At 63.7% G+C, this 12,634-nt stretch carries 14 protein-coding genes and 2 pseudogenes; 13 read left to right on the top strand and 3 right to left on the bottom strand.

All coding sequences use genetic code 11. The features are described from left to right. The first annotated feature begins 14 nt into the window (after positions 1 to 14). The 13 genes and pseudogenes from ACVWW3_RS36865 (at position 15) to ACVWW3_RS36925 (ending at position 9,852) form a co-directional block, all read left to right on the top strand. Positions 15 to 311 (top strand): HypC/HybG/HupF family hydrogenase formation chaperone, encoded by a 297-nt coding sequence (locus ACVWW3_RS36865; RefSeq protein WP_456651437.1) that lies wholly within the window; start codon positions 15 to 17, stop codon positions 309 to 311. Positions 312 to 548: 237 nt separating this feature from the next. Further along, positions 549 to 992 (top strand): hydrogenase accessory protein, encoded by a 444-nt coding sequence (locus ACVWW3_RS36870; protein WP_456651436.1) that lies wholly within the window; start codon positions 549 to 551, stop codon positions 990 to 992. Next, entirely contained in the window at positions 989 to 1,852 is an 864-nt protein-coding gene (locus ACVWW3_RS36875; RefSeq protein WP_456651435.1) for a hydrogenase expression/formation C-terminal domain-containing protein, read from the top strand. The genes ACVWW3_RS36870 and ACVWW3_RS36875 overlap by 4 nt, the downstream gene beginning before the upstream one ends. Beyond that, entirely contained in the window at positions 1,849 to 2,058 is a 210-nt protein-coding gene (locus tag ACVWW3_RS36880; protein ID WP_456651434.1) for a rubredoxin, read from the top strand. The genes ACVWW3_RS36875 and ACVWW3_RS36880 overlap by 4 nt, the downstream gene beginning before the upstream one ends. Continuing rightward, positions 2,055 to 2,570, top strand: a complete 516-nt coding sequence (gene hybE / locus ACVWW3_RS36885) for a [NiFe]-hydrogenase assembly chaperone HybE (RefSeq protein WP_456651433.1) — start codon at positions 2,055 to 2,057, stop codon at positions 2,568 to 2,570. Before ACVWW3_RS36880 ends, hybE begins: the two co-directional genes overlap by 4 nt. Positions 2,571 to 2,602: 32 nt before the next feature. Continuing rightward, positions 2,603 to 3,661, top strand: coding sequence for a nickel-dependent hydrogenase large subunit (locus ACVWW3_RS36890; RefSeq protein ID WP_456651432.1), 1,059 nt, complete (start codon positions 2,603 to 2,605; stop codon positions 3,659 to 3,661). Continuing rightward, on the top strand, positions 3,654 to 3,998 hold the full coding sequence (gene hypA / locus ACVWW3_RS36895; protein ID WP_456672333.1) for a hydrogenase maturation nickel metallochaperone HypA: 345 nt from the start codon (positions 3,654 to 3,656) through the stop codon (positions 3,996 to 3,998). Before ACVWW3_RS36890 ends, hypA begins: the two co-directional genes overlap by 8 nt. Then, on the top strand, positions 3,998 to 4,888 hold the full coding sequence (gene hypB / locus ACVWW3_RS36900) for a hydrogenase nickel incorporation protein HypB (protein WP_456651430.1): 891 nt from the start codon (positions 3,998 to 4,000) through the stop codon (positions 4,886 to 4,888). The genes hypA and hypB overlap by 1 nt, the downstream gene beginning before the upstream one ends. Continuing rightward, positions 4,885 to 7,141: pseudogene (gene hypF, locus ACVWW3_RS36905) on the top strand (carbamoyltransferase HypF). Before hypB ends, hypF begins: the two are co-directional and overlap by 4 nt. Further along, complete coding sequence (locus ACVWW3_RS36910; protein ID WP_456651428.1) at positions 7,141 to 7,377, top strand: HypC/HybG/HupF family hydrogenase formation chaperone; 237 nt, start codon at positions 7,141 to 7,143, stop codon at positions 7,375 to 7,377. The pseudogene hypF and the gene ACVWW3_RS36910 overlap by 1 nt, the downstream one beginning before the upstream one ends. After that, positions 7,374 to 8,516, top strand: a complete 1,143-nt coding sequence (gene hypD / locus ACVWW3_RS36915) for a hydrogenase formation protein HypD (RefSeq protein ID WP_456651427.1) — start codon at positions 7,374 to 7,376, stop codon at positions 8,514 to 8,516. The genes ACVWW3_RS36910 and hypD overlap by 4 nt, the downstream gene beginning before the upstream one ends. Continuing rightward, positions 8,513 to 9,553, top strand: coding sequence for a hydrogenase expression/formation protein HypE (gene hypE / locus ACVWW3_RS36920; RefSeq protein ID WP_456651426.1), 1,041 nt, complete (start codon positions 8,513 to 8,515; stop codon positions 9,551 to 9,553). The genes hypD and hypE overlap by 4 nt, the downstream gene beginning before the upstream one ends. Before the next feature lie 8 nt (positions 9,554 to 9,561). Continuing rightward, positions 9,562 to 9,852 (top strand): hypothetical protein, encoded by a 291-nt coding sequence (locus tag ACVWW3_RS36925; protein ID WP_456651425.1) that lies wholly within the window; start codon positions 9,562 to 9,564, stop codon positions 9,850 to 9,852. 741 nt (positions 9,853 to 10,593) lie between these two features. Here the strand turns inward: ACVWW3_RS36925 and ACVWW3_RS36930 are convergent. The 3 genes and pseudogenes from ACVWW3_RS36930 to ACVWW3_RS36940 form a co-directional block, all read right to left on the bottom strand. After that, complete coding sequence (locus ACVWW3_RS36930; RefSeq protein WP_456651424.1) at positions 10,594 to 11,511, bottom strand: ABC transporter ATP-binding protein; 918 nt, start codon at positions 11,509 to 11,511, stop codon at positions 10,594 to 10,596. A 39-nt stretch (positions 11,512 to 11,550) separates the two neighbouring features. Then, a complete protein-coding gene (locus ACVWW3_RS36935) occupies positions 11,551 to 12,213 on the bottom strand; it encodes an ABC transporter ATP-binding protein (protein ID WP_456651423.1) in 663 nt (220 codons plus the stop codon). A 26-nt stretch (positions 12,214 to 12,239) separates the two neighbouring features. Continuing rightward, positions 12,240 to 12,497: pseudogene (locus ACVWW3_RS36940) on the bottom strand (transposase); the annotation flags it as partial. Positions 12,498 to 12,634 lie beyond the last annotated feature (137 nt).

Genomic DNA, 12,634 nt, shown 5'->3' on the forward strand with positions numbered 1-12,634 from the left:
GTCGGAGATCCGCCATGTGCCTCGGCTTGCCGATGACGATCGTTGAGACTGACGGGATATCGGCGCTGTGCGAGTTCCGAGGCGAGCAGCGGCGCGTTTCGATGCTGCTGCTCTCGAACCCGCCGGCCGGTGCCAGGGTGCTGGTCTTTATCGACACCGCGGTTCGGCTTCTGCATGAGGCCGAGGCGCGCCTGATCGGCGCCGCGATCGACGGTCTGGGCGCAGCGATCAATGGCGAGGATTGCGATCGCTTCTTCGTCGACCTCATTGACCGCGAGCCGCAACTGCCCGAGCATCTCCGGTTTGATTAGGGCGGCAGCCCGCTCCGCGAGAGCCCGTGTCCTCGCTGGAAGATAATCTCTATCTGCTAAGTTCATTTTCATCCGATATGGAAATTAGCTTTCCGTCTTGGGATTGATGCATCTCCTGTCGTGGAAACATATGATTCAAATCAACTAGATAAATCAGGAAAGGTGATAACCGTCCTTGGCACGTACCTTGCTGATCCCTATTCCCAGCAGAATCATAAGCTAGTCAGGGGAGGTCTGATGAAATTACAGCAGGGAAGGCAAGATCTGGCGCGGCGTGGCTTGCCCGAGGTGGATGCTACGACGGTCAATCGTTTTCTGAATACGACCGACGAGGCCCACGCCATCGCCGTATTGCTGTCGGCGGGAGACCCCGCGCGTTTTCCGGAGGCGATCGACGTCGCGGTCGTGCTGCCGGAGCTGATCGAGGCATTCAAGGGTCGCTTGCGTGCCGTGGTGATCGCCCGCGGTGCCGAGAGCGAGCTCGGCCAGCGTTTTGGCGTGCGCGTGCAGCCGACGCTGATCTTCGTCGTCAAGGGCGAGACACTCGGGCTGATCGCGAAGATCCAGGACTGGTCGATCTATGTCGACCGCATCACCAAGCTGGTCGACCGTCCGCACGGCACGAGTGCCGTTGTCATGACAACCATCGTTCCCCAGCACCGCCAAGGTGCCGAACTATGAACGCGGGTTTCTGGACTGCGCCCGAGGGCGCGGAGCAGCCGATCAACGTGTTTCCGATCGGCGATGAGAGCCTGAACGCGACGAGCGGCAGCCTGACCGCGGCCGGTGCCTTGGCCAAGCTTGCCACGCTCGACAGCGTGGAACTCGCCAGGAGCTGCCCGAACGCCATCGAGCTGTTGTCGAAGGTGGCCGCAGCGATCGCGAGCCAGAAAGCCGACATGCCGACGCAACTGTTCCGGCTTGGCAATCTCAACGATCTCGAGCGCAAGCTGATTGCCGACGTGATGGGCCGGGGCGAAGTGGCCGCCGTCGTTGCGCTGCCCGATGGATCGTTGGCGAAGATCCAGGAATCTGTGCTGGCCGGGATCTGGCGCGTGCGGCTCGAGAGCGACGCCAATCACGAATATCTCGAGGTCGGGCCGATCCCGGAGATCGTGAAGCGCGCCGCTGCCGATCTCACGGCTGCGGATTTCGAGATCGGGCAGGCCCCCGAAGGTGCCATGAACGTGCTGCCGGTGCTTGCGGAAATCCGCGAGCGGGCGCTCGCATGGCGGCCGGGCATCCGCTCGCAGATCATCAATTTCACGCTGCTGCCGATGAGCTCGGTCGACATGAGTTTTCTCCAGGACACGATCAAGAACGGGCCGATCCGACTGGTTTCTCGCGGCTATGGTACCTGCCGGGTGCTCTCCACGGGCATCCGCAATGTATGGTCGGTGCAGTTCTTCAACGCCATGGACACCATCATCCTCGATACGCTGGAGATCGGCGGCGTGCCGACGGTGGCGATTGCGGCTGACGAGGACTTCGAGGACTCGGCTGAGCGGCTTCAGGAGATCATCGAGGCCTATTTCAAATGAGCAGGTTCGAGAATTTTGGCGTGCGCCAGGACGTCGCCGATGTCACGCGGCTGGAATGCGGCATCTGCTGGACGGTCTATGATCCCACCGATGGCGATGGGGTGGCACAGATCGCGCCCGGCACTCCGTTCGCGGGGTTGCCGGAAGACTGGCGCTGCCCGAACTGCGACTCTCCAAAATCCAAGTTCATGGCGATCGCGTCATGACGGCTGACACGCAAATTTCTGCCAGCGACGCCGACGCCGAAGCGTGGGGCGAGCTCTTGGCAGGAAGCTATCGGGAGTTCCGCGAGCGCGCGATGCGCGATCTGCCGATCTACAACGACGCGCTCGGCGTCGAAGCGGTCGGTTTCCGCTGGTTCAACGGCACGACCATCGGCATCATGGTCACGCCCTGGTTCATGAACGTGGTGATGCCGGCGAGCGCGATCGCGCGGGATACGTCGGGCCCGAGCCTGCGAATTCGCTTCCCTGCGGGCGATATCGAATTCACTCTCAGCGAGGTCGGACAAATGGGCCTGATCGCGAGCTGCTCGCTGTTCTCGCCGATGTTCCAGTTCGCGGACATGGTCGCCGCGCGGGCGACGGCCGAAGCGACCCTCGCCGAGCTGATGCTGCCGGCCGACAGCGAGGAGTCGATCCGTCGTCGCGAGCCCGCAACAAGCCCGATCGATCGGCGTAACTTCCTGCGCGGTATTCTGACGGAGCGGTGCGGATGAGCCTGGCCTTCCGCAACGAGATCGACATCACGGTGTGGCTCGCCGGCGGCACGATCGCCGACGTCGCGATCCGGCCGCGCAGCCGGCCGCCGTTGACGCGCTTGTTCGCGGGAAAGCCGGCCTCGTCACTGCCGTCGGTGCTGCCGCGTCTGTTCTCCCTGTGCTCGATGGCGCATCAGGTAGCTTTCCTGTCCGCGGTCGAGGCGGCGCGGGGCGAGGATGCCAGTCTCGAGATTGAGCACGGTCGCGTCGTCGCTGTCGTCGCCGAACGCCTGACCGAATTGTTACGCGGCCTGTTCGTTGGCCGTCTCACGCTTGACGGCGCCGGCGCCGCAGCCGTTCGTGCCATGATGGAGGCCACGGCCGTTCTGGGTGGCAGCATCGCCGAGCGCGGGGAGGCGGTCTCGCGCCGCGAGGCGGTGGCGAAGATCAGGGCATCGCTCGCCGCGCTCGGGATCGCGAGCGAGGAGCAAACCCCCGGGGCCGGCAGCGCGCTGGCGGTACATCTTGCGAATTTCGATGGCGATGCCTTGCTGCCGCCGGTGGTCGAACAGTCATTCCTGTCGGCAGCCGACGATCTCGAAATCGTCATGCGGCTGCTTGCCGATGGCGCGATATTCTCCGACGCGCCTCATCTCCATGGCCGGATTCCGGAGACCGGCGTCTGGGCGCGGCGGGTTGGGCGTGAGCCGATCCTGCCGCCGGGCCTGGGCCCCGCCGAGCGTCTGAAGGCGCGGATCGCGGAAGTGGCGCGGCTGTGCGCCTTCCTCGAGGCGGACGATGGGACAGTCGGGGACAGCGTCCTCCAGAGCTACCGCCTGGGAACCGGCAGAGGCGCGGGTGCCGTCGAATGCGCGCGGGGCCGGCTCTATCATGCCGTCGAGCTCGACGATGAAGACCGCATCGTCCGCTTCGAATTCTTGGCGCCGACGGAGTGGAATTTCCATGCCCGCGGGCCGTTGGTTCGCAGCCTCCAGGGCTCCGTTCTGGCCGGGGGCCGGCAGGGGCTGGATGCGGTCCGCACGTTCGTCGGCTCGTTCGATCCGTGCGTCGGCTTCAGCCTCAGCTTCCGCGAGATCGGCCATGCATGAGATGGCGCTATGCGAGGGAATCATCGAGATTATCCAGGAGGAGTCGCGCAAGCGCGCCTTCGCTAGGGTGAACGTCGTGTGCCTGGAGATCGGTGCGTTCAGCCATGTTGCGCCTGAGGCGATGAAGTTCTGCTTCGAGGCCGTCGCCGCACGCACCATTGCGCAAGGAGCAAGGCTCGAGATCGTCGAGACGCCGCCGGGAGCGGCCTGGTGCGTGGCCTGCTGCAAAGGCGTCGAGATCAAGCAGCGCTATGAGCCGTGTCCGTCCTGCGGCAGCTATCAATTGCAGGTGATCGGCGGCGAAGAGATGCGCGTGAGGGAACTGGAGGTCGACTGATGTGCACGGTATGCGGTTGCAGCGATGCCAAAACGTCCATCGAACACACCCATGATCATTCCCATGATCATTCCCATGGGTACGATCATTCGCATCATCATGGGCACAGCCACGACCATCACCATCATCATGATCACGCGCCCGGCGATGGCGGGCTGGTCGATTGCAGCGCCAACGCGGCAGGCCAGCAGATCGCCGGCATGAGCAGCGACCGCATCATCCAGGTCGAGCGCAACATTCTCGGCAAGAACAATCGGCTTGCCGCCGACAACCGCGCGCGCTTCCGCACCGGCGACGTGCTCGTCTTCAACCTGGTCTCGAGCCCCGGCGCCGGAAAAACCTCGCTTCTGGTTCGCGCCGTGTCCGAGCTGAAGGACAGCTTTCCGATTGGCGTGATCGAAGGCGATCAACAGACCTCCAACGATGCCGAACGGATCCGCTCGACCGGCGTGCCGGCGATCCAGGTCAATACCGGCAAAGGCTGCCATCTCGATGCCGCCATGGTCGGCGAAGCCTATGACCGCTTGCCCTGGCTTAACGGCGGCATCCTCTTCATCGAGAACGTCGGTAATCTCGTCTGTCCCGCGGCGTTCGATCTCGGCGAGGCCTGCAAGATCGTGGTGTTCTCGATCACGGAAGGCGAGGACAAGCCGCTGAAATATCCGGACATGTTCGCAGCCTCCTCTCTGATGCTGATCAACAAGATCGATCTTGCGCCCGTACTCGACTTCGATCTTGCAAGGACGATCGAATATGCGCGCCGGGTCAGTCCGAAGATCGAGGTTTTGACGTTATCGGCGTGCACCGGTGAGGGTTTTGCGGCATTGTATGCCTGGATTCGCAAGCGGGTTGCACAGATGAAGCCGACCGAGATGGCCGTGTCGGGATGAGCATGAGCGGCGAGGCCATGGCGCGAGACAGAAGACGGCTGCGCCTGCATGTGCGCGGCGCCGTGCAGGGCGTGGGCTTTCGTCCCTACGTCTACGGCCTCGCCGCGCGCTATCGGCTCGGCGGCTTCGTTGCCAATGATCCCGATGGCGTGGTGATCGAGGTCGAGGGCGACCGCGCCGCCGATTTTGTCGATGCGCTGGCGCTGGAAAAACCGCCACTGGCTCGGATAGACGACATTTCCGTGCAACCGGTCGGCATCACCGAAAGCGACGAATTCCACATCCGCGCCAGTGAGCAGGGCAAGGTCTCGACCCGGATCGCCGCCGATGCCGCGACCTGTCCGCAGTGTCTGAGCGAGCTGTTTGATCCGGCGAGCCGCTTCCATCTGTATCCTTTCGTCAACTGCACCCATTGCGGCCCGCGCTACACCATCGCCGAGCGGCTGCCCTATGACCGCCGTACCACCGCGATGAGGCGCTTCGCGATGTGCACGGCCTGCGCAGCAGACTATGCCGATCCGGCGAGCCGTCGCTTCCACGCCGAAGCAATTGCCTGCCCGCGATGTGGGCCAAGGATCAGTCATGATACCAAGCAGATCGCCACTGCGATCGCGGACGGAAGGATCGTCGCGATCAAGGGACTCGGCGGATATCAATTGCTGTGCAATGCCCGTGAAGATGCTGCCGTGTGGCGTCTGCGGCACCGGAAGCATCGCAATCAGAAGCCGTTCGCCGTGATGGTCGGCTCGACGGATGTGGTCGGCGAGATCGCTGAAATCGATGCGGTCGGGCTCGCGCTGCTGGAATCCTCGCCGCGGCCCATCGTGCTGATGAGATCCCGCGATATGCTTCCGCCCGCGATTGCGCCGGAGCTGTCGCGGATCGGGGTCATGCTGCCCGTCGCGCCGCTGCATCATCTGGTGCTGAAGGCGCTCGATTCGGCGCATCCGCGAGCGGACGGCGCAAGTTGGGCGATCGTGGCAACCAGCGCCAATCCTGGCGGCGAGCCGCTGGTGATCGTCAATGACGAGGCCAAACGGCGGCTTGCCGGCATCGCCGACCTGATCGTCACGCATGACCGCGACATCGTCACCCGCGCGGACGACTCTGTTGTGTCCGTGGTCGCGGGCCGGGCGCAGTTCATCCGCCGTGCCCGCGGCTATATTCCCGAGCCGATTAGGCTCGCGAAGTCCGTTCCGTCGGTGCTTGCGGTCGGCGGCGCGCTGAAGTCGACGGTCACCGTCATCCGCGGCAACGAAGCCTTCGTCTCCCAGCACATCGGCGATCTCGACACCGCGGAAGGCATTCGTTTTTTCGAGGAGACGGTGGATCACCTGCTCTCGACGCTGGACATCGACCCGGTCGTCATCGCCCACGACCTGCATCCGAACATGGCCTCGACCCGTTTCGCCGAAGCCAGCGGGAGGCGGCTGATCGCGGTCCAGCATCACCATGCCCATGCGGCATCCGTGATGGCGGAACATGGCGTCGCAGGACCAGCGTTGGCGCTGGTGCTCGACGGCTTCGGCTATGGCAGCGACGGTGGCAATTGGGGCGGCGAGTTGCTCTCGTGCGATGGTGCACGCTTCCGGCGGCTCGGACATCTGGCGCCGATGAAGATGCCGGGTGGCGATCGTGCGACGCGCGAGCCGTGGCGCATGGCCGCGAGCGTGCTGCACGCCTTGCGGCGCGGCGACGCGATTGCGAAGCGCTTTGCGATGCAGCCGCAGGCTGCGCGTCTCTGCGCTATGCTCGACCAGCCCGGCGTGGCGACGACGACCAGCGCCGGCCGGCTGTTTGACGCGGCGGCGGGGCTGCTTGATCTCTGTCCGGTGCAGAGTTACGAGGGCGAAGCCGCAATGAAGCTGGAAGCGCGTGTCCGCACACCGCGCCTCGCGGAGGACGGCTGGACGATCGAGAATGGCGTGCTGTCTCTTTTCCCCTTGCTCGAGCGCCTTGCGGTCGATCCGGGTCGATGGGGCCGAGCTCTTCCATGGCACCTTCGCCGCCGCCTGCATCGACTGGATCGCGCGCGCGGCACTGGAGACCAGCGTCACGACCGTCATCCTGGGCGGTGGCTGCTTCCTCAACGCGATCCTCGCAGACGAGATCGGGCGCGGCTGCGTCGCCGCCGGGCTCTCGCCGTTGCTGCCTCGCCAGGTGCCGTCCAATGACGGCGGCCTCAGCCTCGGGCAGGCCTGGGTCGCCGCGCTCCAACTCCTCGAACAGCAAGGCTCGGAAGGAAACGCCTGATGTGTCTCGCGATACCTGCTGAGGTCACAAAGCTCCTGCCCGACGACATGGCCGTCGTCTCGATCGATGGAATCAGCAAGGAAATCTCGGTGGCGCTGATCGAAAACTTCGCCGTCGGCGACTACGTGATCATCCATGTGGGCTACGCCCTGACCAAGATCGATCCGGAGGAGGCGCAGCGGACGCTGGAGCTGTTGCGTGAAATCGGCGCCGAAAGCCGGGACGCCGCGCAATGAAATATGCGGACGAGTATCGCGACAAGGAGATCGCGCTGGGATTGGCGAAGGCGATTCGCTCGAAGGCCGATCCGGAAAAATCCTATCGTTTCATGGAATTTTGCGGCGGCCACACGCATACAATCTCCCGCTACGGGCTGGAGGACATGCTGCCGAAGAACGTGCGGATGATCCACGGCCCCGGCTGCCCGGTCTGCGTCTTGCCAGCGGGACGCATCGACATGGCGATCCGGCTCGCCGAGCGGCCGGACGTGATCCTTTGCGTCTACGGCGACCTGATGCGGGTGCCGGGCTCGCAGGGTGCCTCGCTGCTGAAGGCGAAGGCGCGCGGCGCCGACGTCCGTATGGTTTATTCCACGATTGATGCAATCCGTGTTGCGGAAGAAATTCCCGGCCGCGCGGTCGTGTTCTTCGCCATCGGCTTCGAGACCACGACGCCGCCGACCGCCGCGATGATCCGGCTCGCCGAGAAGAAGCAGCTCAAGAACTTCAGCGTGTTTTGCAATCATGTGCTGACGCCGCCGGCGATGCAGAACATCCTGGAAAGCGCCGATATCCGCAATATCGGCCGCGTCGAGATCGACGGCTTCGTCGGGCCGGGCCACGTCTCGACCATCATCGGCACCGAGCCTTACGAGTTCTTTGCCGAAGAATTCGGCAAGCCGGTGGTGATCGCGGGCTTCGAGCCGCTCGACATGATGCAGGCGATCCTGATGCTGGTGCGGCAGGTCAACGAGCACCGAAATGAGGTGGAGAACCAGTATAGCCGCGCAGTAACCCGTGACGGCAATCTGCGTGCCAAGGAGGAGGTCTCCGACATCTTCGAGCTGCGCGACCAGTTCGAGTGGCGCGGTCTCGGCTTAGTGCCTTATAGCGGGCTCAAGCTGAAGCGGGCGTACGCCAAATACGACGCCGAGGTCCGCTTCGACATGAACGAGCTTCGCGTTGCCGACAATCCGGCCTGCGAATGCGGCGCCATCCTGCGCGGCGTGAAGAAGCCGGTTGACTGCAAGCTGTTCGACACGATGTGCACGCCGGAGACGCCGATGGGGTCCTGCATGGTCGCGTCCGAGGGTGCATGTGCGGCACACTGGACCTACGGCCGCTTCCGCGATCATCAGCAACGGCGGGCGTCATGAAAGCCCATCAGCGCAAGCTCGACATAAGGAACGGCTGCGTCGACCTGTCCCACGGATCCGGTGGCCGCGCGATGTCGCAACTGATCTCGGGCCTGTTCCACGAGGCCTTCGGCAATGAATGGCTGGCGTGCGGCAACGACCAGTCTGCGTTCGATGTCGGCGCCGGGCGCATGGTGATGACGACCGACGGCTATGTGATCTCGCCGCTGTTCTTTCCGGGCGGCAATATTGGCTCGCTTGCCGTGCATGGCACGGTCAACGACATCGCCATGGCCGGCGCGCGGCCCCTCTATCTCTCGGCGAGCTTCATCATCGAGGAAGGTTTTCGTTTCTCCGACCTGAAGATGATTGCGGATTCCATGGGCGAGGCCGCGCGAGCCGCGGGCGTCTACATCATCACCGGTGACACGAAGGTCGTCGAACGCGGCAAGGCCGACGGCCTGTTCATCTCGACAGCCGGGATCGGTGTCGTGCCTGCCGGGCTCGAGCTCTCTGCCGGGAATGCCCGCGTCGGCGATCGTGTCCTGATCTCTGGAACGCTCGGGGACCATGGCGTCGCCATCATGTCCAAACGCCAGAACCTCGCTTTTGAGACCGAGATCGTCTCGGATTCCGCGCCGTTGCATGATTTCGTGGCGAGCATGCTGGCGGCCGGCGGCAAGGGCATCCGTTTGATGCGCGATCCCACCCGCGGTGGGCTCGCCGCGACGCTGAACGAGATCGCTCAGCAGTCCGGCCTCGGCTTCCGACTTCAGGAGGCGGCGATCCCGGTGAAGCCCGGTGTTGCTGCGGCCTGCGAACTGCTCGGGCTCGATCCACTCTACGTCGCCAACGAAGGCAAGCTGGCAGCGATCGTGGCGCCCGAGGTTGCAGCAGCCGTGCTTGCGGCGATGCGGGTGCATCCGCTCGGCCGTGATGCCGCCGAGATCGGCGAGGCCGTGGCAGACGACCACTATTTCGTGCAGATGGCGACGAGCTTTGGCGGCGGAAGGATCGTCGACTGGCTGTCGGGCGAACAATTACCCCGGATCTGTTGAGGCTCAGGATGCGCATTCTGCTTTTGTCGCATTCCTTCAACATCCTGACGCAGCGGCTGCATGTCGAACTCTGCGAGCGTAGCCATGAGGTCTCGGTCGAGCTCGATATCCATCCCGACGTGACCCGCGAAAGTATTGCGCTGTATCGGCCCGACCTCCTTATCGCGCCGTTCTTGAAAGGGGCGATCCCGGACGATGTCTGGCGTGGCGTGCGTTGCCTCGTCGTGCACCCCGGCCCGCCCGGTGACCACGGTCCTGCGGCCCTCGACTGGGCCATTCTCGAGGGCGTCCCGGAGTAGGGTGTCACGGTGCTGCAGGCGGATGGCGAGTTCGACGCCGGTCCAATCTGGGTCCATCGCACGTTCCCGATGCGGCGTGCCGCGGCATCGACCTTTTGGCCCATTTTGAGCGCAAAGAAGACGCGGCAGGTGGCTGGCAGAATGGTCGGTCATCGGCACCGCGATAGGTGCGGGCGTGGACCGCAACCGAGGCTTGGTCGATCACCTTGGCGAAAGCGTGCGCGAGCGCGCAATGAGTCGGACAGTGGCGTTCGGAAGTCGCAATCGCACGCGACGCATACGTGAACTGAGAGGCTATGATCTTATGAGCCATCACTACGTTCCTTGAGCATGCCATGCTGGATGACAGCTCCTTTTCAAGGCTCGTGCCAACTGCGATAGCTTGATTTGTAATGGCTATTTGCTTTAGCGGGCGTGTCCTCCTCCGAGAACATGTCGCAAATCCCACAGTCGGCATCAAAGACGAGCCAGCCCGCAGACATCCCGCAATTTCTGCACCGCAGGAATCCCAATAGACGGACGCCGATATGACAACCCCCTCCGAGCTCACCAGCGCCGCAAATCGGTTAGACTGAACTCTCGACTCGAATGGCAGTAAACGCTGGACGCAATGACAAAAGCCTCGCTTGCTGACGAGGATGTGGCTTCTACGCGTTTTCAATCGACAAAGGCCGCGGCCCGTTCGTCGAAACGGCCTTCATCACACGGCATGGAAATGAGCGCACTTATGAGGGCGTCTTCTTAGAGGCGGCTGAATGAACGATTGGCCGCCCCGCCGCGCGCAAGACTTGGAACTGCGGCGATCAAGCCCTTGGTGTAGTCGGTACGCGGATTGAGGAATATCTCGTCCCTGGTGCCGGTCTCAACGACGCGCCCTTGCCGCATGACCATGACGCGATCGCTGAGATGGCGGACCACACCGAGATCATGCGAAATGAAGATGTAGCTCACGTTAAGATGCGCCTTCAGATCGACCAGCAGGTCCAGCACCTGTGCCTGGATTAAGACGTCGAGCGCTGAGACCGGTTCATCGCAGACGATCACGGCGGGCCTTGGAGCGATCGCGCGGGCGATCGCAACGCGCTGGCGCTGACCGCCCGAGAGTTCGAGCGGTCGGCGATCCAGGAAGGCTCGTGATAGTCCGACCAGGTCAAGGAGCTGGACAACGCGCTGATCGCGCTCGCCTCTGGTCAGCACGTCACTGGTGAGGCTATCGGATATGATGCGTTCCACAGTCCAGCGAGGATCAAAGGAACTGAGGGGATCCTGGTAAATGACGGAGATAGCCCGGCGCCGCGCTCTGCGCTCGCGATCAGTGAGCGTGGTCCAGGCCTGACCTTGAAACAGAACGGCCCCATCGTCGGGCAGGTCGAGCGCCAGCGCCATTCGTGCCATCGTCGACTTGCCAGATCCGGACTCGCCGACGACGCCCAGCGTCTCGCCAGATCGCAGCTCGAAGGAGACACCGTCGACGACCGTCCGCAGCACGCCATCTGGTCCTTTGAACCGCTTCACAAGATTCGCCGCGCTGAGCACGATGGGAGGGAATGTCGATGATAATTGCGCTGGTAATTGCTCCAGGGAGCGTGACTGCGGCTGCGGCGGCCGTGCAGCGGGCAATAACGACAGACGAGAGCCTCGCGGGCGAGCAGAGGGCACTGCATCCAGGAGCTGGCGCGTATAGGCGTGCTGCGGGTCCTAGAAAACCTGGTCTGCCGATCCGCGCTCGACGACCTCGCCTTCATGCATGACTAAGACTTCGTCGGCTATCCGGGAGACCACCGCCAGATCATGGCTGATCAAGATGAGCGCCTTGCCCCGAACCTTGATTTGTTCCAGCAGTCCCAGCACCTGTGCCTGCACGGTGACGTCGAGAGCCGTGGTCGGCTCGTCCGCGATCAGGATGCGTGGATCTAGCGCCAGCGCGGCAGCGATGAGCGAGCGTTGACGCTGGCCACCAGATAGTTGATGCGGCAGTTGCCGGGCCTTCACCTCGGCTTCAGGCACCCCGACGAGCTCAAGGAGTGCGACGACACGCCTTTTGAGTTCCTCTCCTGAAGTAACTGCATGATGGAGAAGCAATGCTTCGCCGATTTCCTTGCCCACAGGGCGGAGCGGGTCGAGCGCCCCGAGCGCATCCTGCAGAACGAAGCCGATCTCCTTGCCACGGACGCGCCGCCAGCTGCGGTCATCAAGATCCATGAGATCGGTGCCCGCGAAGTTCAGTTGACGCGCATGGACATGAGCTCGGCGGCCAGCAAGACCGACAATGGCGCGCGAGGCCACGCTCTTGCCGGAGCCGGACCCGCCGACGATTGCCAGGCAGCGGCCAGCCTGGAGAGAGAAAGAGACACCGCGCACGGCTGTTCCCTCAGGAAGATCCCGCCCGCCGGGAAGTAGGAGCCCTTGCGCAGCTTGGGGATACGCAGCTCGACGGCGCCGGCACGGGTCTCCCAGATCCGGTCGCGGTAACCGTTGCGCTGGGCCAGGCGTTCGGGATTCTTCTCGCCATAGGCCGCCCCGGTCTGGCCTCCCACTTCCAGCTCCATCAGACGCTGGGCGGCAAAGCCGATCATCTCGCGCAGCAGATCGGCGTCGGGGGTCTTCTCTACCAGCGTGCGCAGGTTCATCATGTCGTCGGTCATCGGTGGTTCCTCGGTTGCGTTGGCGTGTCGCAACCCGATCCTACCGGAGAACTGCCGGTGACCACCGCAAAGCCGCCCGCCCGCTACGGCGCAATTGGGGGCGCGCGTCCGGGCGGCTTTGCTCTACCGAGCTACAC

The organism is Bradyrhizobium sp. LM2.9, assembly GCF_054056555.1.